The sequence below is a fragment of the Acidimicrobiia bacterium genome (assembly GCA_040880805.1).
GTDB lineage: Bacteria > Actinomycetota > Acidimicrobiia > IMCC26256 > DASPTH01 > DASPTH01.
Genome location: JBBDHW010000048.1, coordinates 24,649 through 48,002, shown reverse-complemented (window position 1 = coordinate 48,002; position 23,354 = coordinate 24,649). Strand labels below are relative to the sequence as shown.

The following is a 23,354-nucleotide window of genomic DNA, read 5'->3' as shown; positions in this document are numbered from 1 at the left end:
GCACCCTATCCCGCATCTGTGGAGACCTCAACAACATGGCCGGCATCTTCGACGGTGTGATGCCTGAACGCGAGAGTGGCATCAGACCGTCGCCGTCCGCGCGCCGGGCAACGCAAATCCTCGCGTTCCTCGCTCGCCGCCCGCATCATGCGTTCACGGTCTCGGAGATCGCACGGGCACTCGCGCTCAACCGCGCCACCTGTCACTCCGTGTTGATGGCTCTGGAAGAGAGCCGTTACGTGCGGCGCGACGATCGCACCAAGGGATATTCACTCGGGTCGGCGCTGATCGCCGTAGGTGAGGCCGCGCGGTCGAGCATGAAGGTCGTCGACGAAGCCCGTCCCGAAGTGGAGCGCCTCGCCGCGACGATGGGCGTCGAATGTGTCGCCGCGGTGGCCGCCGGCGACGAGATGGTGATCGTGGCCAATGCCGGGCCACCCGACCGCTTCGGGGGCGTGATCCGCGTGGGGTACACGTACCCGTTGTGTCCGCCGTTCGCGACCGCGTTCGTCGCGTGGGCCGACGACGCCACCATCGACGCATGGCTGAGCCGCGCGGGTCCGCTGGCCGACGACCAGCGCAAGCATTACCTCGCGGCGCTGGACGCCGTCCGGCGGCGCGGGTATTCGGTGACGCTCGAGATCAAGGATCCGATTCGGTTCGGCGAGGCCTTCGCCGCGTTGCGGTCCGAGCGTGCCACCGGGTCAAGCCTCGAGGAGCACCACCGCGTCAATCAGCTCCTGCAACAGGAGTACATGCTCCCCGAGGCAGACGCGCTCGGTCCGCACCGAATCGAACAGGTCACCGTCCCGGTCTTCGACAACGATGGCAGCGTCGCGCTCGTCATCGGGCTAACGGGCTTCGCGCACGATCTCGCGCTCGACGAAGCGAACACGTACATCGCGCCGCTGCTCGCGGCCTCGCACCGGATCAGCGCACGTCTCGGAGGCACTCCCGGGATCTAGTCGAAGAGCACCGGCAGCGCGGTGACCATGCGGAAGCCGAGGCCGGTCATGTGCACGTCGCCCGCGCCCTGCGGATCGAGGCGGAGGTTCGGGAGGCGGTCGATGGTCCGGTTGAGCAGCACGTCGAGCTCGGCGCGCGCGAGGTGGATGCCGAGGCAGCGGTGGATCCCGAACCCGAAGCTGAGGTGGCGGTCGGGCCGCTCGCGGAAGATGTCGAACTCCTCGGGGTTCTGCCACTGGGCGGCGTCGTGGTTGGCCGCGCCCACGTTGAGTTGCACCGAGCAGCCGGCGGGGATCGGCACGCCGCGCAGATCCGACTCCTCGGTCGCGACGCGCAGGATCTGCGCGAGCGGCTGCTCGATCCGCAACGACTCCTCGATCGCCGCGGGCACCAATGCCCGGTCGTCGCGCACCGCGGCGAACTGCTCGGGGTGGGTGAGCAGGAAGAACATGAGGTTGCCGTAGGCGCGGTAGGTGGTGCCGGCGCCGGCGATGATGAGGAGGCGCACGAACGTCGTGATCTCGTCGTCGTCGAGCGGGCGCGGCTCGAGGTCGCCCAGGTCCTCGTCAGGCGGGACCGTCGCCTCGACGAGGATCGTGATCAAGTCATCGCCGGGCTGCTCGCGCCGCGCCGCGATCAGCGGCGCCACGTATTCGCCGACGGCCTTCGACGCGTCGAGCCGCGCCTCGGGGCCGGCTCCCATCGACGTCATGCCGACCGCCCATTCGAAGAACTGGCGCCGGTCCGCGGTAGGCAGACCGAGGGCAGCCGAGATCGTGTGGATCGGCACCGCGGGCGCGATCTCCTCGTAGAGGTCGGCGCGTCCGCGTCCGACGATCCGGTCGAGGTGCTCGTCGACGATCGGCAGGATGATCTCCGTCTTCCAGCGCTCCATCTCGCTCTTCGTGAACGCGGGCTGCAGCAGCAAGCGCATGCGCCGATGCTCGGGCTCGTCCATGCCGATGATGCTGTGGCCGATGACGAAGCGCAGCCCTTGGTCGTACGAGGACGACGAGTAGACGTCCGCCCGTCGCAGCGCGTGCACGCACGCCTCGTGGCTGTGCACCGAGATCGCCGTACCCTGCGCTCCCGGCATACGGAACTCGCCCATCTCCGCGAACTGGTCGTTGATGCCACCGGGAAGCACGGGGCCTTCGGTGATGAGGCGGTGATACGTGGGATACGGATCGTCGACGAGCCCGGCGCCGAACATGCGGTTGCGGATCGCGTCGGCCTCCGACGCGCCCACCTTCACCTCCGGTGCCTGGCTCACGCGCGGTCGGTTGCCGGGAGCGCTTCCTTGCCCGTGAGCCACGGGCGCCCGGCGGCCTCGAGATCGTCCCACTTGCTGAGGTCGACGTCGGCGGTCTGGCCGAGGTCGTCCGGCGTGGGACCGACGCGATCGGCGAGCGGCGCGAGTTTCTCGACGTCGAAGCTGTAGACCCCGGCCGCGTTGAGCCCGAGGATCCGCCGCGTGTCGTCGACCGGGCAGTCCCAGAAGGTCTCCCGCAACCACGTGCGAGTGTGCGGCCACGTGCCTTCGGGGTGCGGGAAGTCGTTCCCCCACATGATGTTGCCCACACCGATCTCGAAACGCCGCGCGATCTCGCGCCGCCGCGTGTTCGATGATCCGATGAAGCAGTTGCGATCGAAGTACTCGCTCGGCAGCATCGTGAGCTTCGGCGCGATGTTGCCGAGCTTCTTGGTGGCGTGCTCCCGGAGATAGCTCGTGTCGGACTTCCAGAGGAGATCGGCCGCCCACCAGCATCCGCCCTCGGTCACCGCGAACTTCAACCGCGGATACCGCTCGAACACGCCCGACCAGAGCAGGAACCACATCGGGCGCATCGTCCAGAAGATCGTCTCGTTCGTGTAGATCCCGAGGTCGGCGCCGATCTCGTCGCGTGGCGCAGGACCGGTGTGCGTGTGCACGACCATGTCGAGCTCCTCGCACACGGCCCAGATCGGCTCGTACCGCGGGTGGTTGTAGGGCTCGAACGGCCGCCACATCGCGGGGATCAGAATGCCTCGGAGACCGGAGTCACGCGCGCGGCGGATCTCTGCGACGGCATGGTCGATGTCGTGCAGGATCGGCACGATCGCCAGCCCACAGCGCCGGTCGGGACTGTCGCTGCACAACTCCGCGAGCCAGCGGTTGTGCGCCCGCGCCCCGGCCATCAGCAGGTCGCCGTCGAACTCGCCGCTCGACCCCAAGCCCGCGCCGAACGGAGCCGACGCGCCGCCGCGCACCGCGTCGGCGTCGGGAAAGATGATCTCGCCGACGACACCGTCGGCGTCGAGCTCCTTGTCGCGGCGCGCCGCGTCCCATCCGCCCTGCAGGCCTTCGTCGTTCTGCTCGTACCAGTCCTTCACGAACTCGTTCTCGCTCTCGCGCATCGCGTTCATGCGGGCACGCATGTCATGGCGTTGGTTCATGTCGTCGCGGAACGCGTCGCGGTACTCGGGATCGAGGTAGTGCTCGTACTCCGCATCGGGGAGGCCGGCGTGCGTGTCGGACGAGATGACGAGATAGCGATCTACCACGGCTTCACCGCCTCACCGGCGAACGCGATCGACACGCTGTCCTCGGGAATGTGGTCGAGCGGGACCGCGACCTCCTCGACGGTGGGACCCACTCGTGCCGCGACCGTCGCGAGCGCGTCGAGGTCGAAGTCGTACACCTCGGCCGCGTTGCCGCCGACCATCGCCGCGACCTCGTCGGTGTCGATGCCGGCGAAGGTGTTGCGCAGCGCTTCGGTGGTGTACGGGTAGGTGCCTTCGACGTGCGGGTAGTCCTGGCCCCACATGATCTTGTCGACGCCGATCTCGTAGCGCAGCTCCGCCTCGTTCGGGCGGAAGAAGCTCGCGCCCGAATAGCAGTTGCGCGCCCAGTACTCGCTGGGCGACAGGTCCATCTTCCTCGCGAGCTCGCCGCCGAAGTGCGCTTCGGCCGCACCCGGCGTCTTGAACCGCTCGTACTGGTGGTCGAGCATCGCGAGCACGCTTGGTACCCATCCCGCCGACTGCTCCGTGAGCACCAGCTTCAGGCGGGGGTGCCGGGCGAAGACACCACCGAAGACCATGTGCCAGAACACGCGGTGCGAGAACCACCCGAGCTCGATCATGAACAGCGCCATCGACGCCTCGTAGTCGCCGAAGTCGGGCCCGGCCTGGCCGGTGTGGTTGTTGACCGGCATGTCGAGCTCCTCGCACACGGCCCAGATCGGTTCGTAGTCGGGTGCGATGAGCGGTGCGAGGCCGGAGTCGGGGGGAACGCCCGGCAACAGGATGCCGCCGAAGAGCCCGTTCTCGCGCGCGGCGCGGATCTCCGCGACCGCGTCGTCGATGTCGTTCAGGAAGATCTGCGCCATGCCCGCGCGGCGACCTGGGGTGCGGGCGGAGAAGTCGGCGAGCCAGCGGTTGTGCGCCTTGAGCCCGGCCCAGCGGCGTTCGTAGTCGTCGCGCGTCTTGGGTTGGCGCGTGACCAGGCTGGCCGACGGGAAGAACGGCGGGATGGTGTTCGGGAAGAGCACCTCCCCGACCACCCCGTCGTCCTCGAGCTCCTCGAGCCGCTTCGCCGAATCCCAGTTGCGGTACGCGGTCACGCCGCGCAGGTCGGTGAACGGGTTCACGTACGACTTCGCCCAGTCGTCGAACTCGTCGAGCCACTCCTTCTCGAGGTAGTCGCGGTACTCCTCCATCTGCGCGCCGGCGTGGCCGTCCGACGAGATCACGATGTAGCGATCGCCCGCGAGCTTCGTCATCGGAGCTTCCCTCGATTCTCGAGGCGACGACATTTCAGCGCCGCCGATGGAACAGCGTTTGGATCGTAGGCCCGAGCATCAGCGCGAGCAAGGACGCGGCGTCCGTAACATGCGCGCACGCTTCCCGATCTGTTGCTTCCCGACGACCTCGCGACGTTCCGCGAGGAGGTTCGCACGTTCCTGCGCGCCGAGATGCGTGCGGATCAGATCGCCGGTCGTCGCGACCGGTTCGACCTCACCGGTTGGGACGAATCCTTCGAACGATCGTTGCTCGCACGCGCGGGCGCGGCCGGCCTCGTCGGTGTGAGCCTGCCTCACGAGTACGGCGGCGGCGGCCGGCCCCGCAGCTGGCAGGCGGTGGTGAGCTTCGAGGCCGCCTACCACGACGCCCCACTGATCGACACCGTCGCCGTGCTCGTGGCTCCGACGGTGCTCGCGTTCGGTTCCGAGGCTCAGCGCGATCGGTTCCTGCCCGCGGCAACCGCGGGGACGTGCATCGCGTGCATCGCGTACACCGAGGCTGGTGCCGGGTCCGATCTCGCGAACATCGCCACGACCGCGACCGACGACGACAGGGGCGGGTTCGTGCTCGACGGCGAGAAGGTACTCGTGACCGCCGCGCACAAGGCCGATTGGTGCTGCACGATTGCGCGTACCGACCCGTCGTCAGAAGGATCGCGCGGCTTGTCGATGTTCCTCGTCGACATGAGCACGCCGGGCGTGACGGTCGAGCGCGTCCCCACTGCGAACGGCTGGACGCTCGGCACGATTCGCTTCGACGGCGCACGCGTCGGGGGCGACGCGCTCCTGGGTGCGCGCGACAACGGATGGCGACAGTTGGGCGCGGCGCTCCTCAGCGAGCGGTCGGGCATGGCCTGGCTCGGTTGGGCGAGCCGGAACGTGTACGCGCTGGTCGATGCGTTCCGGGGGACTTCCGACCGGCTCGCTCGTGATGCGCTCGCCGACCTTGCCACGCGGCTGTTCATCGGACTGCGGTTCGCGGAGCGGGTACTCACGTTGCAGGACGCCGGTCGGGCGCCGGCGGTGGAAGCCGCCATGAGCAAGGTGTGGGCCACCGAGCTCCTGCAGCGCATCGCGCGTGTCGGCAACGCGCTGCTCGGCCCGGGCTCCGTGCTCGAGCCGGGCTGGTTCGGCGACGAACCATTGGCGAGCTGGTTCGCCTACGAGGCCGTCGAGCGCCTCCACCCCACGCTCAGCGTCGGCGCCAACGAGATCCAACGGACCACTATCGGCCAGTTGGGTCTGGGATTACCGAGAGAACCCAACCCCTGAGTCAGAAGGGCGAGGGGAGGCGGTCCATGGGGACCGCGATGACGGTGGAAGCATCAACTTCGGTCGCGTCGCGGATCGCCGCGGGGAGCTTCTCGACATCGTCGACGACGACGCCCTCGGCGCCGAACGCGTGCGCCAGCATCACCCAGTCGGGGTTCTGCAACAGGGTGCCGAGCTCACGACCGCCGTACTTCTCGCGCTGGTCGCGGTTCGAGTTGCCGTACGCGCCGTCGTCGAACACCACGGTGACGGTGTGGATACCGTGCTGCACCGCGGTCGCGAGCTCGTTCGACGCGAAGAGGAACCCGCCGTCGCCGACGACGGTGACCACCGCCCGCTCGGGACGGGCGACCTTGGCGCCGAGCGCAGCTGGATAGCCGAAGCCCAGCGTGCCCATGTACGACGTGGAGAGGTAGGTACGCGGTTCGTACACGGGGTAGTACATGTGGCACATGTAGGCGACTGTGGTGGTATCGCACACGAGGATGCCGTCGTCGGGCACGCCCGCGCGCAACGCCTCGACCATCGCCGCCTGCGGACCGACCTCCCGCAACTGCGCGTCCGAGGTCGCGCGCATCGCTCGGATCTCGTTGACGCGCGACGGACACGGCGCCAGCAGCTCGGCCAGCGCCGCGAGCGCAGTGCGCGCGTCTCCCGCCACTGCGACGTCGGCGGCCCGGTTGCGCCCGATCTGGTCGGGATCGACGTCGACGTGCACCAACTGCTGGTGCGGCGCAAGGTTCAAGCCCTGGAACCGGGTGCCCACGGCGAGCACGACATCGGCGGCGTCGATCACCGGCCGCATGCGCGGGTTCACCCACATCGTGCCGACGGACAGCGCGTGGCGGTCGTCGATCGCGCCCTTGCCTTCACGTGTCGTGATCACCGGGGCCTGGAGGAGCTCTGCCACCACCAGGAGCTGGTCGGTCGCGTCACCGAGGACCACTCCCCCACCCGCCACGATGAGCGGGAAGGACGCGCCCGCCAGGAGTGATGCCGCCCGTTCGACGGCGTCGGCGTCGAACGCCGGGACGTCCGCCGGCAATGGCTCGAGCAGCTCGACGTCGGTCTTCTCGGCGAGCGTCTCGGGCGGGATCTCGATCTCGACGGGCCGCTTGCGACCGCTCGTCATCGCGTGGAACCCGTCTCGTATTGCGCCAGGGATCTCCGCGGGGTCAAGTACCCGGCGGGCCCACTTGGTGATCGGGCGGACGAGGTCGAGTTGGTCGTGGACGTCGTGGAGCAGGCCGAGATCGCGTCCGATGCCGTCGCGGTTGACCTGCCCGGCGATCAGGCACACCGGAGAGGAGCACGCGTACGCGGTAGCGAGACCCGCCGCCGCGTTGTACACGCCGACACCCGGCACCACCATGGCGACGCCGGGCTTGCCTCCCGCACGCGCGTACCCGTCGGCCATATAGGTGGTGGCCTGCTCGTGGCGCGTGACGATGTAGCGGATCTCGGGCACGTCGACGAGCGCGTCGAGCGCGGCCATGAGCTGATCTCCCGGGAGGCCGAAGATCACCTCCACGCCCTGCGCGCGCAGTTGGCGCGCGAGCGCGGCTCCACCTGTCATCGATTCGGCCGTCCTCGTCTCCGGCACGGCGCATACCGTATGCGGCATGACCCAACGACAACCGCTCGATCTCAGCCTGTTCGGCGACGCCCACGTGGCCCGCTACGAAGAGACCGACGGCGCCGAGGGTCACATCTGGAACGGCGCGCCGTGCCTCGTGCTCACCACGAAGGCGAGCAAGTCCGGTGAGACGCGCAAGCACGCGTTGATCTACGGCCAGGACGGTGACACGTACCTGATCGTGGGGTCGGTGGGCGGTGCGCCGAGGCACCCGCAGTGGTACCGCAACCTGTCGGCCAACCCCGAGGTGCACGTACAGGTGCTCGGCGACCGGTTCCCGGCGACCGCACGCACGGCCACGCCCGAGGAGAAAGCGCGCCTGTGGGCCACCATGACCGAGGTCTGGCCGAGCTACGACACCTACCAGTCCAGAACGGAACGCGAGATCCCCGTCGTCATACTCGAGCGGCGTTAGTTCTTATTTCTTCTCGCGGTCGTAGGTGCGGCCGGTGACGCCGCGGGCACGGATCTCGTGCTTGCGCACCCGCATCGACGCCTCGGTGCGCGGGAGATCGTCGACCACCTCCACGTAGCGCGGCAGCATGAAGCGCGGCATCCGCGGCTCCAGGAACTCGCAGAGCGCGGCGGGATCGAAACTCGACGGGTCGCGCACGATCACGGCGACGAGCACGTCGTCCTCACCGTGCACTGCGGGCACGCCGATGGCCGCACACTCGAGCACGTCGTCGTACTCACAGACGTTCGTCTCTACCTCGAACGACGAGATGTTCTCCCCGCGCCGACGGATCGCATCGCGCAGGCGGTCGACGAAGTAGTACCAGCCGTCTTCGTCGACGCGGAACGCGTCGCCGGTGTGGAACCACCCGTTCCGCCATGCCTCCACGGTCTGCTCGGGCATCTTGTAGTACCCGACGTTGAGCGCCCACGGCTCGGCGCTGCGGACGACCAGCTCGCCCACTTCACCGGGCGGAAGCGGCTCGTCGTACTCGTTGACGACCACCGCGTCGGGCCACGGGTAGTCGGTGCGCGTGCGACCACAGTTTGCCCATGGGCCATGATCCCAGCCGGTGGAGATCGGGATACCCACCTCGGTCTGCCCGTAACAGGTGGCCGTGCGCACCGCGAACCGCCGCTCGAAGTCGTCGATCTCGGGGATCATCGGGCCGAGGATCACGTCGCGCAGCGGGTTGTCGGCGTCGTCGGGCGACGGCGGTGCCGAGTAGAGCAACGCGGTCATCGGGCCGATGAGCGCGGCGGTGCGACAGTCAGTGGCACGCACATCGTCCCAGAAGCTGTTAGCGCTGAACCGATCGCGCACAACGAAACGCGCGCCGCGCACCATCGCGTAGTTGAACGCCGACCGACCGGAGTTGTGGAACATCGGCATCGTGCAATACAGACCCTCGCCCGCGCCGAGCGCGTCGTCGGGCACCCACGACCAGAACTGGTACATCACCGCCCACGGAGTGATCACCGCCTTCGACGGCCCGGTGGTTCCCGACGTGTACATGAGCGAATGGATGTCGCGATACTCCGGCCCCGGCCACTCGCGGTCTCGCCCGGCACCCGCGGCGTGGCGGAATTCGTCGTCGTCGACGACCACCACCCTCTCCAACTTCGGAACTTCATTCCGGATCGCCGCCACCTGATCGGAGTACTCGGACGTCAGCACGAGAGTGGTGGCATCGGCGTGGTCGAGGGCGTAGGCGAGCATGCGACCGACGTACGCCGTGTTGAGCGGCACTTCGACGGCGCGCAGCCACCCGAGGCCGATCACCGCGCGGTGCGAATCGAACGTGTTCGGGAGCATCGTCGCGACATGGTCTCCGGCGCTCACTCCGAGAGCTTCGAGTGCCGACGCCCACGCGCGGCTCTGCGTATTCAGCTCCGTGTAGGTGACGCGCTCGCCGTCGACGTGTTCGAGCGCGATCGCATCGGGAGTCTCGTCGGCCCACCGCGCGACCGCGTGCGGAGCCAGGCAGACTCGATCAAGCACGAGAGGGATGTTATATAGAGCCTCGTGGACCTCGAACTGAGCGACGAGCAGACCGCGCTCGTCGACCTCTTCACCTCGATCGCCGAACGCAACTGCGCACCGGAGACTGTCCGGCTGCACGAGACCCTCGGGTTCGCTCCCATGCTCTGGTCCCAGGTGGTTGCCGCCGGCGGGCCGGGAATTGCCATTCCGGAAGCGAACGGGGGTGGTGGTGCCGGGCTGCTCGAGCTCGCGCTCGCGGTGACGGTGTTCGGGCAGTACCTCGCGCCGGTGCCGCTCGTCGAGCACGTCGTTGCCGCACGGCTGCTCGCGCGCGTGTCGGGTGACCTCCCCGACGGCGTTGTCCCTCACGGCGTCGTCGACGGCACGACCATCGCGACCATCGCACTCCGTCCCGCCGTCGACGGCATGGCGCGCCTCGTGCCCGCCGGCGCGGTCGCGCACCTCCTGCTCGCGCTCGAGGGTGACGATCTCCTCCTCGTCACCACCGATCCTCCCGGCGTCGCGGTGCCGAACCTCGCGTCGGCACCGCTCGCGCATCGGGCGATCGCGGGAGGCACCGTCGTCGCGTCGGGTGCCGTCGCGCACGAGCTGTACGAGACCGGGCTGGCGGAGTGGCGCGCGCTCACCGCGGCCGCGCTCGCCGGTCTCGGCCGCGGTGCCTTGGAGCTGGCACGCACGTACGTCACCGAGCGGCAGCAGTTCGGCAAGCCGATCGGATCCTTCCAGGCCATCCAGCACACGCTCGCCGACGTCACCGTCGCGCTCGACGGTGCGCAGCTGCTCGCCCGTAAGGCGGCGTGGGCGTTCGATTCCGACCACGCCGACGCGCCGGACCTCGCGGCGATGGCGTTCCTGTTCGCCTCCGAGCAAGCGCAGCGCGCGTCCGAGCGCGCGCTGCACTTCCATGGCGGTTACGGGTACATGCAGGAATACGACATCCAGCTCTATTACCGGCGCGCCAAGGGCTGGCCGCTCGTGCTCGACGCGCCTGTCCGCGAATACCGACGACTCGCCGCGCACCGCTACGGATCACCCACTGGGGCGCGCTGATGGACTTCATGGCGTCGGAGGCAACAGAACGATTCCGGGAAGAGGTGCGACAACTGATCGCCGCCAACTTCACCGATGAGGTGCGCGACCAGGTCCACGAGACCGGCACGATCCACAGCTGGCCGCTGCACCGGGCAATCGGCGAGCGCGGGTGGATCGCGCAGGCGCTCCCCGAGGCCCAGGGTGGTGGCGGCCGCGATCCCGAGGAGCTTGCGGCGCTCTTCGCCGAGCTCGAGCGAGCCGGCGCGCCGTACGACGGTCTGAGCAACGTGGTGATGGTGTCGTCGGTGCTCGCGCGCGTCGGGAACGAGATGATCCGCCACGACGTGCTCCCGCGGCTGCTGTCGGGCGACACGATGGTCTGCCTCGGTTACACGGAGCCCGACTCCGGCTCCGACGTCGCAGCCGCGCGCACCCGTGCTGTGAGAGATGCCGACGGCTGGCAGATCGACGGCCAGAAGATGTTCACCAGCGTCGCCGAGGAGGCCGACTGGATCTTCCTGCTCACCCGCACGAACACCGAAGGCCCGAAGCATGCCGGGCTCACCTTCTTCCTCGTGCCGATGGACACTCCCGGCATCACCTTGCAGGAAGTCCGCACACTTCCGGGCAAACGCGTCAACATCACGTTCCTCGACGGTGTGCACGTGAGCGACGAGTGGCGCGTCGGCGAGATCGACGGCGGGTGGCAAGTGATGCTCGTTGCGCTGTCGTTCGAGCGCGGGCTCGCGGGGGGTGTGCGCGACGGTGAACGGCTGCTCCGCGTCGTCGAGGAGTTCGCGCAACGCGTTCCCGACGACGGAAGCTCGGCCCTGATCGACGATCCCGTCGTGCGCGAGCGCCTGGTGCGGCTCGCGATCGACAACGAGGTGTCGGACCTGCTTGCCGGACGCGCCGCGTGGGTCGCGGCATCAGGCCGTCTCCCGGGCACCGACGGCGCGGCGGTGCGGTTGTTCGCGAGCGACTCGTTCACGCGCGCCGCGGGCTGGGCCATCGACCTCGCCGGGTCCGAGGGGCTCGTGCGCAGCATCGACCGCGCCGGACAGATCGACGGCTTCTTCGAGTACTGCTACCGGTTCGCGCCCGGCACGACGCTCGCGGGCGGTACCAGCGAGATCCAGCGAAACCTCATCGCACAGAGAGGGCTCGGGCTTCCACGATGACCGTTGATGCTCGTAGTCGACCTCGACGGCTTGTGCCGAGTCAACCGAACGTGGGCTCGCGCTTCTCGAGGAACGCCTCGACGGCCTCGTGGTGGTCGGCGGTCTCGAACGTGACGCACTCGAGCGCGAGCGAGAGATCGTAGAGGCGCGAGACCTGATCCTCGAGCATCTTGTTGACGACGCGCTTGTTGAACTGGATCGCGTGCGTCGGCCCGGCGGCGAGGCGTCGTGCCATCGCCATGCCTGCGTCCTCCAACGCCTCGGGCGCGACCACGTGGTTCACGAGACCCATGCGGTCGGCGTCCTCAGCGGAGAGCAGGTCGCCGGTCATCAGGTATTCCTTGGCGCGGTTGATGCCGAGGAGCATCGGCCAGAGCACACAGCCGCCGTCGCCGGCGACGATGCCGGCTTGCACATGCGGGTCGCCGATCTTCGCCGCCGACGACATGTACACGACGTCGCAGAACAACGCGAGCGTCGCACCGATGCCGAGCGCGTGCCCGTTGACCATCGCGACCATCGGTTGCCGGACACGCAGGATGCCCCGCGCGATGTCGGCGCCGTCGGCCAGCATGTCGGGCCGGCCGTCGGGGTAGTCGGCGGCGGCGAGGTTGTCCCGCATCTGCTGGAAATCGGCACCGACGCAGAACGCCCGCCCCGCACCGGTGACGACGACCACCTTCACGTCGGCGTCGTGCGCAATGCGCTCGAACAGCGTCCGGAGCTCCTTGTGCATCGGTCGGTCGAGCGCGTTGAGCCGGTCGGGCCGGTTGAGCGTGACGCGGAGGATCCCGTCGTCGAGTGACGTCGCGATCGTCGAGTAGCCGTAGTAGTCGGTCATGCGCGGTCCTTTGCCATTCGGGTGTCGTCGAAGAGCCGTGGCACCCCGACATCGGAGGCGATCGCGTTCAACACATCGACCACGCCGTCGGCGAGCGGGATCCCCTCCGCAAGGCGTTGCTCCCGTGTGTCGTGCTCGATCTCGCCGGGAACGTACACGTGATCGACACCGTCAGCTGCCGCGCTCGCGTGCACGTCCCGGATCAGTGTGTCGACGCGCGCCCGGAGCTCGGCCGCGGGCATGAATCGCTCGGCGTCGATCACGACGAACTGGAAGCCCTTCGCCACGCGGTCGCCCCCGCGGGCGGGCGACGCGGTGTCCTCGGTACGTCCGAAGCTGCTGCCCGCAGCGACGCCCGCCATCAGCTCCACAAGGAATCCGATGCCGAAGCCTTTGTGGCCGCCGAACCATTGGAGATGGTGGACCGACGCGCGCTCCGTGTTGGTGGTGGGCCTGCCCTCGTCGTCGTTGGCCCAGCCCTCGGGGATCGTGGGGTCGCCGCGCTTCTTCGCGAGCAGCAGCTTGTTGCCGGCAACGGCCGTGGTCGCGATGTCGAACACGATCGGCGGCTCTTCGGCGGCCGGGAAGGCGTAGGAGAACGGGTTCGTGGAGAACAACGGAGTGGTAGACCCGAACGGCGGGACGATCGTGGGCCCGTTCTGGAACGCGAGCGCGACGCAACCGGCTTCCGCTGCGCGGCGTGTGTAGTAGCCGAGCGCGCCGAGATGCGTGGTCTCGCGCGCGAGCGCCGACGCGATTCCGTACTCACGAGCGCGCTCGATCCCGAGATCGATCGCACGCACACCGCACGGCTGCCCGAAGCCCAAGCCGCCGTCGAGATGCACCACCGAACCACGGTCGTCGACGACGCGGATCACGGCGCGAGGGTCGAGCTGCCCCTTGCCGATGCGCGTGCAGTAGAGGTCGAGGAGGTGGATGCCGTGCGAGTCGATCCCGCGTAGGTCGGCGTCGACCAGCGACTCGGCGACGAGCGCCGCGGTGCTCGTGTCGGCGCCGAGTGCGCGGAGCACGTCAGCGGAGAACGCGCGCAGCGCGCCCGCGCCGACCACGCGGTTGCCAATGACACGGTTTTCGGTCACAGGTCTTCCCAGCCCGCATGCCGGTCGTCACGCGTGGGCTGGCGGCCGGCGCGCATCGGCGAGAGCGGCGCGTCGACGAGCAGGAATCGGTGTTGGTGCGTGGAAAGGTCGTACGTACGTTGGCGCCAGCGCGCCAGGCCTGCATCGCTGCGTTGCGCGGCTTCGACTGCACCCCACTGGCCGAACGTGGGGATCGACCAGAGCAGAAAGCACTCCGACTCGTTCACCATTGCCGTCTCCCACGCTCCGGCGAGCTCCCAACCGAACTTCGCGAACGCCTCGACGGCTTCGTCGCGCACCGCCTCGAGGAACGACGCCGACGTTCCCTGCGGGAGCTGGAACTGCTCGTGCGCGTAGACGTCGCCGCGCACGCCGTCGGCGCAGAGCTCCTCGATCGTGCGGGTCCACTGGGCCGGAACCAGCACGCGGTCCTCGCCCCGGCGGCGGTAGTTGGCCGCCTCCGCCCACCACTTCGCCAGCTTCGGGTCCTGCACCGACGGGTTGTTGCACTCGCGGTCGAGCGATCGGCTCAACCCGTTGAAGCCGTCTTCCTCCCACATGTTCACGACCTGCGGCCACCCGCGGGTGGTGCCGATCACTGCCCAGACCCCGAAGCAGAGCTGGCGCCGCTCCTCCTGTGCGATCGGGCTCCAGTTCGCCGTCATGTGATGCATGTAGTTGACACGGTTGTGGCCGAGAATGTCGATGAACTCGTGGATGTACACCTTTTCGTTCACGTTCGGTAGCGTATCGGAGCAGGTTTCGGCCAAAGGCCAAGGTGATCTGGTGACGAGCACGGTCAGGTCCGGCATCTCCGTCAGTCGCGAAGCAGGTGCGCTCGGTGCAATCGTCACCGGCGTCGATCTCGCACAACCCGTCGACGACGCGATCTTCGAGGTCATTCACGACGCGTTCTGCGAGCACCTCGTCATCTGCATCCGCGGCCAGGAGCACATTCGTCCGGAGGATGAGCTCGAGTTCGCGAAGCAGTGGGGCGAGATCTCGATCCATCCTTACGTGCCGTCGATCGACGGGTATCCCGGCGTGATGCGAGTGTCCGACCCCACTCCGGTCACCACCACGTGGCACGCCGACACCACGCACCTCGCCGCGCCTCCTGCGCTCACGCTGCTGCTCGGGCGCCAGATCCCGCCGTACGGCGGCGACACGATGTTCGCCAACCAGTACCTCGCGTACGAGGGTCTCTCGCCCGGGCTGCGCGCCACGGTCCACAGCCTGCGCGCCGTACACAAGGGCACCGAGCTTGCCAAGGAAGCTGGGCTCGACCGCGAGGCGGTCACCGCGGTGCATCCGGTCGTGCGCACGCATCCCGAAACCGGCAAGCGCTCGCTGTTCGTGAACGGCAACTACACCAGCCACTTCGAGGGCTGGACCGAAGCCGAGAGCAAGCCGCTCCTCGACTACCTCTACGCGCAAGGGTGTCGGCCGGAGTACACGTGGCGACACCACTGGCAGGTGGGCGATCTCATCATCTGGGACAACCGCTGCACCCAGCACGCGGTAGTTGCCGACGTCGCGAACGGCGAGCGGGTACTCCACCGCGTCACGATCGCCGGTGACATCCCCGTCTGACGCGCGTTGGAGGGGTCAGAAGTCGGGGGTCAACGACGCGAGCAGGTCCACGGTGCGGGCGCGGGACGCGTCGGAGTCGGTGTCGAGGCCCAAGGGTGCAGCGCACAGGTCGGTTGCACCTGTGTCGGCGTACGCGCGCAGACGCGCGTGCACCTCTGATTCGGTGCCGATGATCGCGACTGCCTCGGGCGCCGCGTCACCGCCCCGCGCCATGATGCGCCGGTAGGTAGGGATCGCGTTGTATGCCCCGAAGAGTCGAGCCGCGCGCTCGCGTCCGGCGTCGGGATCCGCGCAGACCGCGACCGGAAGACCGACGACGACGCGGGGCGCCGGGTTGCCCGCCGCCTCCGCCGCGCGAGTGATGCGCGGCACGATGTGCTCCGTCAGCGCTCGCTCGTTCGCCCAGTAGGTAATGGTGCCGTCGGCAACCTCGCCGGCCAGCTTCAACATCTGCGGGGCGAGCGCAGCAACCAGAATGGGAGCGGGCGACGCGCCGGGTACCTCGAGCATCGACGCGAAGTCGAAGAACTCCCCGTGATGCTCCACGTTTCCCGTGCAGGCGAACGCGGCGCGCAGCACCTCCACGTACTCCCGCGTGTGACGGGCAGGCGCCGCGTACGCGAGCCCGTGCATCCCTTCGATGACCACCGGGTGCGACGGCCCGATGCCCAGCGCGAGTCGACCCTCGGTCGCTGCCTGCGTCGACATCGCCTGTTGCGCCATCGCCAACGGGTGACGGGGATACGTGGGCATCACCGCGGTGCCGAGCTCGATCGTGTTCGTCACCTGGCCGGCCAGTGCGAGCGCGGTGAGGCCGTCGAGGCTCCAGGGGATGTGGGGCACCCACCCCGTGGTGAACCCGCGCGCCTCGGCGTCCCGCGCCGCGTCGAGCAACTCGTCCACGTCGGTACGACGACCACTCACGTCGCCGATGAACACTCCGATCCGCACGATCGGCAGCCTTTCACGATCCCGCGCACGCGGTCTTGATGCGCGCGAAAGTCCTTGCGATCTCCTGTTCCCCAGCGCCTCCACGCCGGACGCGGCGCACGGTGCTGGAAGGGCGATTCCTCGGCGCCGTACGCGTCGCTCATGCGGGCCATTTGTGACCGAGGCGACAACGAAATGGTCAGGATGGCGCCGTACCTCCGATCTACGCCATGCTGTCGCCCGACAACCGTCGAGTGCCCGCCAGGCGCGGCGCCGGAAGGAGCGGAACGATGGCCGAACTCGGGCCGGTAGAGGTCGTGCTCGTGGAGTTCCCCGGGAACCAGTTCAGCGGCGAGATCGCTCCCGCGCTCCAGGAGCTCGTCGAGTCGGGGACGATCCGCGTGATCGACCTCGTCTTCGTGGCGAAGGACGCCGACGGCAACGCTGCCGGAATCGAGCTCGAGGATCTCCACCCGGATGCTCGCGGCGCGTTCGATCCGCTCGTCGAAGAGCTCGCAGGGCTGATCTCCGACGAGGACGTCGAAGACCTGGCCGAGGGACTCGAGCCGAATTCCTCTGCCGCCATCCTCCTCTTCGAGAACGTGTGGGCCACCAGATTCCGTGACGCGGTCGTGCACTCCGGAGGGCAACTGCTCGCGCGGATCCCGATCCCGCCGGCGGCGCTCGACGAGATCCTGGCCGACCGCGACGCGGCAAACTGAACCATCGACAAGAGGAGATTTCAATGCCACTCATGAGAAGAGGACGCCCCCTCCTGCGCACCGCAGCGGTGGTGGGCACGGCGACCGTCGTTTCCGGAAGCGTGCGGCATCACCAACAAGAGAAGTACGCCGCGCAGGACCAAGCGCAGTACGACCAGCAGCAGGCCGCGGCCGCGGCGGCTGCACCGCCACCTGCTCCCGCGGCAGCGGAGCCCGACATGAATGCCGAGCTCACGCAACTCGCGCAGCTGCACGAACAAGGCATCCTCACTGATGAGGAGTTCTCGGCGAAGAAGGCACAGATCCTCGGCATTTGACCGACGGCTCCGAATGGCCGCGCAAACCTAGATGGGAGTTATCTCGATGATCCTCGGTAACAGCTGGCACGTCGGAGAGGTGTTCCTCTCCATGCTCTGGTTCTTCCTCTTCTTCATCTGGATCTGGTTGCTGATCATGGTGTTCGCCGACATCTTCCGCGACCACACCATGGGTGGCCTCGGCAAGGCGGCATGGATCATCTTCGTGATCGTCGTTCCGTACCTCGGAGTGTTCGTGTACCTGATCGCCCGCGGCGGCTCGATGGCCGAGCGCGCGGCGGCGCAGCAGCAGAAGGCCGACGAGCAGTTCAAGCAGTACGTGCAGTCGACCGCGTCGAGCGGCAGCACCGCCGACGAGCTCTCGCGCCTCGCCGACCTCAAGAGCCAGGGCGTCATCAGCGACGCGGAGTTCGAGCAGCTCAAGGCGAAGGCGCTCGCCTGAGAACTGAGCGTCTCGTCACCTCGACGTGAGCGCGCCATCATCACCGGGTAGGGCACCGTCGGGCAGCGCGACCCGTGTCGTGCTGCTGACGCTCTGCGCGGGCCAGTTCCTCATGGCTCTCGACAGTTCGGTGATGAACGTGTCGATCGCGACCGTCGCCAAGGACGTCGGCACCACGGTCACCGGCATCCAGACCGCCATCACGCTCTACACGCTGGTCATGGCGTCGTTCATGATTACCGGCGGCAAGATCGGTGAGCTGATCGGCCGCCGGCGCGCGTTCTCGATCGGCTGCGTGATCTACGGCGCGGGCTCGTTCACCACTGCGCTCGCGCCGAATCTCACGGTCCTGATCTTCGGCTGGTCGTTCCTCGAAGGGATCGGCGCCGCACTGATCATGCCCGCGATCGTCGCGCTCGTCGCGGCGAACTTCCCACGCGAGGGCCGGCCCCGCGCGTACGGGCTGGTGGCTTCGGCGGGCGCGATCGCAGTCGCCGCGGGGCCGATCATCGGCGGCTTGTTCACCACGTATCTGTCGTGGCGACTGGTGTTCGCCGGCGAGGTGCTCGTCGTGCTCGGCATCCTGGCCCTCTCGCGCAAGATGGCCGACGTACCACCCGAGGGTCACGAACGTCTCGACGTCGTCGGCGCGGTGCTGTCGGCCTCGGGTCTGGGGCTCGTCGTGTTCGGGATCCTGCGGGCCGGCGTGTGGGGGCTGGTGCAACCCAAGCCCGACGCGCCCGAGTGGTTGGGGCTGTCACCCGCCATCTGGCTGATCTTCGGCGGCGCGCTCGTGCTGTGGTGCTTCCTCAGCTGGGAGCAACGACTGATCGACCGCGGCGGCGTGCCGCTCGTCGACCCTGCCTTGCTCCGGATCGCGCGCCTCCGGAGCGGCCTCACCGCCTTCTTCTTCCAGTACCTCGTGATGATGGGGTTGTTCTTCGTCGTGCCGCTGTACCTGTCGGTCGCGCTCGGCCTCTCCGCCATCGAGACGGGGGTACGGATCATGCCCCTGTCGATCACGTTGCTCCTGGCCGCCGCCGGGATCCCGAAGGTCTTCCCGAACGCGTCGCCGCGTCGAGTTGTCCAACTCGGATTCCTCGCGCTCTTCGTCGGTCTCGCAGTGCTGATCGCCGCGCTCGAAGAAGGCGCAGGGCCCGAGATCGTGACCTTGCCGATGTTGCTCGCCGGGCTGGGCATCGGTGCCCTGGCGTCGCAACTCGGCGGTGTGACCGTGTCGTCCGTACCCGACGAGCAGACGGGCCAGGTCGGGGGCGTGCAGAACACGATGACGAACCTCGGCGCGTCAATCGGGACCGCACTCGCAGGTGCGGTGCTCATCGCGAGCCTCACGAGCTCGTTCTTCACCGGGATCGAGGGAAACCCGGCGGTGCCGGCCGACCTCACGTCGAAGGCGCAGACCGAGCTGACCAGCGGCGTCCCGTTCATCTCGGACGCCGATCTCGAGGCCGCGCTCGACGATGCGGGCGTGCCTCCCAAGACGGCGACCGCGATCGTCGACGAGAACGCAACCGCGCGGTTGGCCGGGTTGCGGTCGTCGCTGGCGCTGCTCGCGGGCTTCGCGCTCGTCGCGCTCTTCTTCAGCCGACGGTTACCCACTGAACCGGCCTCGGCGCCCGCGTCCGCGTGATCATCTGACATGCGCTAAGACTGTCCCCTATGACACGCGCTCTCGTGTTGAGCGGTGGTGGACCGGTCGGCATCGCATGGCAATCAGGACTCACCGTCGGACTCGCGGAAGAAGATGTGCACCTCGCCGGCGCCGACTTCATTGTTGGCACGTCGGCTGGGTCGGTCGTCGGCGCCCAGATCGCGCTCGGGCGTAACCTCAACGAGCAGGTCGAGCGCTACCGCCAGGCCGATGCGCGTCGTGTATCAACAACCGCGACTGCCGCCGCCGCGGCGGCTCCCGGTGCGCAGATGCAACAGCTGATGTCGATCATGGCCAGCGCCATGACCGACTCTGCCGATCCCGAGAGGACACGCGCCCGCATCGGCAAGTTCGCGCTCGAGGCCGAGACCGTCCCCGAACAGCGGTTCGTCGACAACTTCCGCCACCTCGATGGCGACGGATGGCCGCGCCGGTACGCATGCACCGCGGTCGACGCGGAGACCGGTGCGTTCATCGTGTGGGACGGCGGGAACCAGGCGGAGCTGCCGCGCGCGGTCGCGTCGAGCTGCGCGGTCCCGGGCGTGTTCCCACCGATCACGATCGATGGCCATCGCTACATCGACGGCGGGATGCGTTCCGGGACCAACGCCGATCTTGCCGAGGGACACGACCGCGTGTTGATCGTTTCTCTCATGGGCGCGTCGCGGCTCGCGACCACGCCGGATCCGCGCATGGAGCGCTACCGGCGGCGCATGGAGGACGAACTCGGCGTGCTCACGGACGCCGGCGCCACCGTCGAGATGCTCGTGCCCGACGACGAGGCGGCAGCGATGCTCGGGCTGAACCTCATGGACAGCACGCGTTCCCTCGCGGCCGCGGAGACCGGTATCCGCCAGGGTCGCCAAAACGCCGACCGCCTCGGCGCCTTCTGGTCCGAGACGTGAGTACGCAGGTAATTACGTAGAGGCCTGCACGCGGAACCACTCGGACCCATCGATGAGCTGCGGCACCCAGCAGGTCACCGGAGCCGGACATCCTGCGTAGAGCCCGTTGGCGTCCTTCGGTGTCTGGGTGTTCGCCAGGTTGAGGATCTCCAGGTGCACCTGGTTCGCGAAGTACGGCTTGGTCTTCGAGAAGCCGCCCGTGCCGTTCGACATGTACGCGGCCGGGTTGCTCTTGAGAGTGAGGAACGCGTCGTAGAGCTTGTTGGTGGTCGGATTCTTCCCGGCCTTCTTCAGAGCCTGCACGAAGAGGTCAGCCATGACGCATTCGTTCGGCGCAAGGTCTTCAGTGAGCGTCTGGCCGTTGGCATCGGTGGTGTCACCCGCGGGCACGCCCGGCTGGGTGGTCTCGTTGAACGTCGCGTCCATGACCTTGCGGCACTTCGCCTCGAAGGCGTTGTCCTTCTTCACCGCGTTCTTCGCAGCTACGGCTCGCGTGTCCCACGTGGTCACGCACGGCACGTTGCCCGCCGCAACGGGGCCCGGCACCCGGCTCGCACCGAACTGGGTGCACAGCGAGCTCGACGCGTCGACGAGCATGTACTTGAAGCCCGCACCCGACTTGTTCGCCTCGTCGAAGAACGACGAGTTCACTGTGAACGGCACGACGACGATCACGGTGTCGACACCGGCAGCCTGCATGGTGGCCACTGCCGCGCTCGCGTCACGCGCTTGGGCCGCTGAGTCCTGGCCGACGATGTTGATCTCGACCTTCCCGCCCGGCGCGATCGTGTAACCCGCCTTCTTCAGCTCGCTCTCCGCGGTGTCGCCGGCGGCCTTGATCGCGGGCTCGTTCCCCGACAGCAAGCCGATCTTGGCGGTCTTCGGGAAGAACTTCTGCTTGTTCGCGATGGAGATGCCGGTTTTCGCTGCTTCCTCCGCAGGCACGCCGAGGCTCACGAGCTTCTTCCCGGACGCCTGCTGCAGGCCCTTGTACACGGCCTCGCCGTAGAACATGAACGTGCCGTTGTCGACCGTGATGCAGCCGACACTCGACGCCCGGTACCCGTTCGCGTTGAGAACCGCGAACGGGTGGTTGTCCTGGGTGGCCTTGACGCACGCCGGCTCGAAGCTCTTCGGGTCGACCGGGTTCCAGGTAACCGGGGTCACGTTGATCGAACGGCCGTTGATCTTGCCGTACGAGTCGAAGTAGCCCTCCCACCGCTTTTCGAGGTTCCCGGTCGTGAGCTTGGCCGGCAGATTGAAGCCTTGCGCTCGCAGGCCGTCGAGGTCGGCAACGAGCACGACGACGTCGACCGAGTCCTTGTTGATTCCCTGTTGTACGCGGGGCACGGACGCGGCGCCCGGCCCTGCCAGCAGAGTCATGCACAGCGCAGCCGTGCAGGCGAGCACGACGAAGCGATACGGCGTCCGGAGCATCGGTTTTCCCCCCAACTCTGCGGGGCTTCGCACCCCGCCCGGCAATAACAGTACCGATATCCGTTGGTAAGTTAACCCCCACGAAGGGACGGCGCGAGCGCGGCCGTCCCATTTGGCCGAGCGTCGGTTTGGGGGAAGAACTTCTCGATGTCCGACCCGAACGACGCCGCCGCGCTCACAGCCGTCGTCCTTCGGGAGGAGGAGGCGCGCCGGGACGCGCAGGCCACTGCCGAGGCCGGCGAAGTCCTCCCCGACGATCTCCTGCCGGGCGTGGGCGGCGAAGTCATGCCGCTCCGTGCCGGGCTCGAGACGGGTGGGATCGTGATGATCCTCGCCCTCCTGCTCGTGAGCATGATCGAGACCCTCGATCAGGTCGCGCTGCAGGTGCTGGCCCCCGACATCCAGCGAACGCTCGGCGTCGACAAGACCACGCTGCAAGGACTCATCTCGCTCGGCGGCGTGGTGCTCGTCGTCGCCACGCTCCCGTTCGCGTGGCTCGCCGACCGCTATGTGCGCACGCGCATCCTGGCTGCGGCAACGTTCGTGTGGGCCGCGTTCATGGCGCTCACGGGGGCGGTCACGAACGGCTTGCAGATGGCCGTCGCGCGCGCGGGCGCCGGTTTCGGCGGCTCGGCGCGGATCCCGATCTCGCCGGCGCTCATCGCCGACCAGTACCCCATCGGTGTGCGGACGCGCATGTTCGCGATGGAGAACCTCGGACGTCCGGCAGGGCTGGTGGTCGGGCCGTTCTTCGTCGGCGCGGTCGCCGGGTGGGCGGGCGGTGTCGAGGGCTGGCGCTGGGCGATGGTCGCGGTCGCGATTCCCGCTCTGTTCGTCGCGATCGTGCTGGTGTTCACGCGCGAACCCGAGCGGGGTCGCAACGAGCAGGAAGCGATCCTCGGCCGTCTCCTCGACAGCTCGCAGGACCCGCCCGTACGCCTCAGCGCCGCGGCCGCGCGCCTGCGCAAGGTCAAGAGCTTCCGGTACCTCATCCTCGGGATCGGCGTGCTCGGCTTCGCGCTCGTCAGCGTGCCGGTGCGGCTCAGCTTCCTCTTCGACGAGACGTACCACTTCGACGCGTACAAGCGGGGCTGGGTGCTCTCCCTCACCTATCTCCCGGCCCTCTTCGTGATCCCGCTCGCGGGACGGATGGGCGACCGGCTGTTCCGCCGCGACCCGCGCAACGCGGTGCGAATCTTTGGCGTCCTCGTCATCGCGTACGGCGTGTTCCTCACCATCGGATCACAGCTCAGCGCCGTCGAGCCGCTCATCCTGCTCGTCGCGATCGCGAACGCATGCCAGCTCGCAGCGTTCACGCAGGTAGGGCCGACCATCTCGGCCGTCGTCCCGTACCGCATGCGCTCGCAGGCGTTTGCGCTCATCGGCTTCTACATCTTCTTGCTCGGCGGCTTCTTCGGCGGGCTCGCGGTCGCCGCGATCGCCAGCGACTACGGCGAACGGACCGCGCTCTTGGTCGTCGTGCCGCCGGCGGCTCTGATCGGTGGCGCGCTCGTGATGTCGGGGAGCCGCTTCATGAAGCGCGACATCTCACTCGTCGTCGAG

The 23,354-nt window shown here is 68.2% G+C and carries 22 protein-coding genes; 12 read left to right on the top strand and 10 right to left on the bottom strand.

Going from position 1 to position 23,354, the window contains the following annotated elements; translation table 11 throughout:
- Nucleotides 1–35: 35 nt before the first annotated feature.
- Nucleotides 36–965, top strand: coding sequence for a helix-turn-helix domain-containing protein (locus WD271_13100; protein MEX1008767.1), 930 nt, complete (start codon nt 36–38; stop codon nt 963–965).
- Here WD271_13100 and WD271_13095 read toward each other — a convergent pair.
- From WD271_13095 to WD271_13085, 3 genes are read right to left on the bottom strand one after another with little or no spacing between them, the layout of a single operon-like run.
- A complete protein-coding gene (locus WD271_13095; GenBank protein ID MEX1008766.1) occupies nt 962–2,239 on the bottom strand; it encodes a cytochrome P450 in 1,278 nt (425 codons plus the stop codon). The two genes, WD271_13100 and WD271_13095, sit on opposite strands and share 4 nt — an antisense overlap.
- Nucleotides 2,236–3,510, bottom strand: coding sequence for an amidohydrolase family protein (locus WD271_13090; GenBank protein ID MEX1008765.1), 1,275 nt, complete (start codon nt 3,508–3,510; stop codon nt 2,236–2,238). Before WD271_13090 ends, WD271_13095 begins: the two co-directional genes overlap by 4 nt.
- Complete coding sequence (locus tag WD271_13085; GenBank protein MEX1008764.1) at nt 3,504–4,730, bottom strand: amidohydrolase family protein; 1,227 nt, start codon at nt 4,728–4,730, stop codon at nt 3,504–3,506. The genes WD271_13090 and WD271_13085 overlap by 7 nt, the downstream gene beginning before the upstream one ends.
- Before the next feature lie 132 nt (nt 4,731–4,862).
- Here WD271_13085 and WD271_13080 point away from each other — a divergent pair, with 132 nt between their 5' ends.
- Nucleotides 4,863–6,023, top strand: coding sequence for an acyl-CoA dehydrogenase family protein (locus WD271_13080; GenBank protein MEX1008763.1), 1,161 nt, complete (start codon nt 4,863–4,865; stop codon nt 6,021–6,023).
- Between the two features lies 1 nt (nt 6,024).
- Here the strand turns inward: WD271_13080 and WD271_13075 are convergent, their stop codons facing one another.
- Nucleotides 6,025–7,626, bottom strand: a complete 1,602-nt coding sequence (locus tag WD271_13075) for a thiamine pyrophosphate-dependent enzyme (protein ID MEX1008762.1) — start codon at nt 7,624–7,626, stop codon at nt 6,025–6,027.
- Nucleotides 7,627–7,645: 19 nt separating this feature from the next.
- Between WD271_13075 and WD271_13070 the strand changes: the two genes are divergently transcribed.
- On the top strand, nt 7,646–8,074 hold the full coding sequence (locus WD271_13070) for a nitroreductase family deazaflavin-dependent oxidoreductase (protein ID MEX1008761.1): 429 nt from the start codon (nt 7,646–7,648) through the stop codon (nt 8,072–8,074).
- Nucleotides 8,075–8,077: 3 nt separating this feature from the next.
- On the opposite strand, the gene WD271_13065 is transcribed toward WD271_13070, so the two are convergent.
- Nucleotides 8,078–9,616 (bottom strand): AMP-binding protein, encoded by a 1,539-nt coding sequence (locus WD271_13065; protein MEX1008760.1) that lies wholly within the window; start codon nt 9,614–9,616, stop codon nt 8,078–8,080.
- A gap of 24 nt (nt 9,617–9,640) precedes the next feature.
- On the opposite strand from WD271_13065, the gene WD271_13060 reads away from it, so the two are divergent.
- Together WD271_13060 and WD271_13055 are read left to right on the top strand one after the other, a co-directional pair.
- A complete protein-coding gene (locus WD271_13060) occupies nt 9,641–10,669 on the top strand; it encodes an acyl-CoA dehydrogenase (protein ID MEX1008759.1) in 1,029 nt (342 codons plus the stop codon).
- Nucleotides 10,669–11,832, top strand: coding sequence for an acyl-CoA dehydrogenase family protein (locus WD271_13055; GenBank protein ID MEX1008758.1), 1,164 nt, complete (start codon nt 10,669–10,671; stop codon nt 11,830–11,832). Before WD271_13060 ends, WD271_13055 begins: the two co-directional genes overlap by 1 nt.
- Nucleotides 11,833–11,872: 40 nt before the next feature.
- On the opposite strand, the gene WD271_13050 is transcribed toward WD271_13055, so the two are convergent.
- The 3 genes from WD271_13050 to WD271_13040 are packed head-to-tail and all read right to left on the bottom strand — an operon-like array spanning nt 11,873 to nt 14,510.
- The gene (locus WD271_13050; GenBank protein ID MEX1008757.1) at nt 11,873–12,673 is read right to left on the bottom strand and encodes an enoyl-CoA hydratase-related protein; all 801 of its coding nucleotides are present in this window, start codon (nt 12,671–12,673) and stop codon (nt 11,873–11,875) included.
- Nucleotides 12,670–13,773 carry an Ldh family oxidoreductase gene (locus WD271_13045; protein ID MEX1008756.1) on the bottom strand — a complete coding sequence of 368 codons (1,104 nt, stop codon included), beginning with the start codon at nt 13,771–13,773 and terminating at the stop codon, nt 12,670–12,672. The genes WD271_13050 and WD271_13045 overlap by 4 nt, the downstream gene beginning before the upstream one ends.
- Complete coding sequence (locus tag WD271_13040; GenBank protein MEX1008755.1) at nt 13,770–14,510, bottom strand: NIPSNAP family containing protein; 741 nt, start codon at nt 14,508–14,510, stop codon at nt 13,770–13,772. The genes WD271_13045 and WD271_13040 overlap by 4 nt, the downstream gene beginning before the upstream one ends.
- A 49-nt stretch (nt 14,511–14,559) precedes the next feature.
- Here WD271_13040 and WD271_13035 point away from each other — a divergent pair, with 49 nt between their 5' ends.
- Complete coding sequence (locus tag WD271_13035; protein ID MEX1008754.1) at nt 14,560–15,366, top strand: TauD/TfdA family dioxygenase; 807 nt, start codon at nt 14,560–14,562, stop codon at nt 15,364–15,366.
- A gap of 15 nt (nt 15,367–15,381) precedes the next feature.
- Here the strand turns inward: WD271_13035 and WD271_13030 are convergent, their stop codons facing one another.
- The gene (locus tag WD271_13030; GenBank protein ID MEX1008753.1) at nt 15,382–16,317 is read right to left on the bottom strand and encodes a TIGR03564 family F420-dependent LLM class oxidoreductase; all 936 of its coding nucleotides are present in this window, start codon (nt 16,315–16,317) and stop codon (nt 15,382–15,384) included.
- 269 nt (nt 16,318–16,586) lie between these two features.
- On the opposite strand from WD271_13030, the gene WD271_13025 reads away from it, so the two are divergent.
- The 5 genes from WD271_13025 (at nt 16,587) to WD271_13005 (ending at nt 20,354) form a co-directional block, all read left to right on the top strand.
- Nucleotides 16,587–17,018 (top strand): DUF6325 family protein, encoded by a 432-nt coding sequence (locus tag WD271_13025; protein MEX1008752.1) that lies wholly within the window; start codon nt 16,587–16,589, stop codon nt 17,016–17,018.
- A 32-nt stretch (nt 17,019–17,050) separates the two neighbouring features.
- Nucleotides 17,051–17,335 (top strand): SHOCT domain-containing protein, encoded by a 285-nt coding sequence (locus tag WD271_13020; GenBank protein MEX1008751.1) that lies wholly within the window; start codon nt 17,051–17,053, stop codon nt 17,333–17,335.
- A gap of 31 nt (nt 17,336–17,366) precedes the next feature.
- Complete coding sequence (locus tag WD271_13015; GenBank protein ID MEX1008750.1) at nt 17,367–17,777, top strand: PLDc N-terminal domain-containing protein; 411 nt, start codon at nt 17,367–17,369, stop codon at nt 17,775–17,777.
- A 79-nt stretch (nt 17,778–17,856) separates the two neighbouring features.
- Nucleotides 17,857–19,428, top strand: a complete 1,572-nt coding sequence (locus tag WD271_13010; protein ID MEX1008749.1) for an MFS transporter — start codon at nt 17,857–17,859, stop codon at nt 19,426–19,428.
- Between the two features lie 29 nt (nt 19,429–19,457).
- On the top strand, nt 19,458–20,354 hold the full coding sequence (locus tag WD271_13005) for a patatin-like phospholipase family protein (GenBank protein MEX1008748.1): 897 nt from the start codon (nt 19,458–19,460) through the stop codon (nt 20,352–20,354).
- Between the two features lie 12 nt (nt 20,355–20,366).
- On the opposite strand, the gene WD271_13000 is transcribed toward WD271_13005, so the two are convergent.
- Nucleotides 20,367–21,791 (bottom strand): hypothetical protein, encoded by a 1,425-nt coding sequence (locus WD271_13000; protein ID MEX1008747.1) that lies wholly within the window; start codon nt 21,789–21,791, stop codon nt 20,367–20,369.
- Between the two features lie 147 nt (nt 21,792–21,938).
- Between WD271_13000 and WD271_12995 the strand changes: the two genes are divergently transcribed.
- Nucleotides 21,939–23,354: MFS transporter (locus WD271_12995; protein ID MEX1008746.1), on the top strand; the 1,416-nt coding region annotated here is incomplete at its 3' end.

Excerpts from the sequence above, each read along its gene's own strand:
- WD271_13100 (MEX1008767.1), top strand. The coding sequence starts at position 36 with ATGGCCGGCATCTTCGACGGTGTGATGCCTGAACGCGAGAGTGGCATC.
- WD271_13085 (MEX1008764.1), bottom strand. The coding sequence starts at position 4,730 with ATGACGAAGCTCGCGGGCGATCGCTACATCGTGATCTCGTCGGACGGC.
- WD271_13070 (MEX1008761.1), top strand. The coding sequence starts at position 7,646 with ATGACCCAACGACAACCGCTCGATCTCAGCCTGTTCGGCGACGCCCAC.
- WD271_13055 (MEX1008758.1), top strand. The coding sequence starts at position 10,669 with ATGGACTTCATGGCGTCGGAGGCAACAGAACGATTCCGGGAAGAGGTG.
- WD271_13050 (MEX1008757.1), bottom strand. The coding sequence starts at position 12,673 with ATGACCGACTACTACGGCTACTCGACGATCGCGACGTCACTCGACGAC.
- WD271_13025 (MEX1008752.1), top strand. The coding sequence starts at position 16,587 with ATGGCCGAACTCGGGCCGGTAGAGGTCGTGCTCGTGGAGTTCCCCGGG.
- WD271_13020 (MEX1008751.1), top strand. The coding sequence starts at position 17,051 with ATGAGAAGAGGACGCCCCCTCCTGCGCACCGCAGCGGTGGTGGGCACG.
- WD271_13015 (MEX1008750.1), top strand. The coding sequence starts at position 17,367 with ATGGGAGTTATCTCGATGATCCTCGGTAACAGCTGGCACGTCGGAGAG.
- WD271_13005 (MEX1008748.1), top strand. The coding sequence starts at position 19,458 with ATGACACGCGCTCTCGTGTTGAGCGGTGGTGGACCGGTCGGCATCGCA.
- WD271_13000 (MEX1008747.1), bottom strand. The coding sequence starts at position 21,791 with ATGCTCCGGACGCCGTATCGCTTCGTCGTGCTCGCCTGCACGGCTGCG.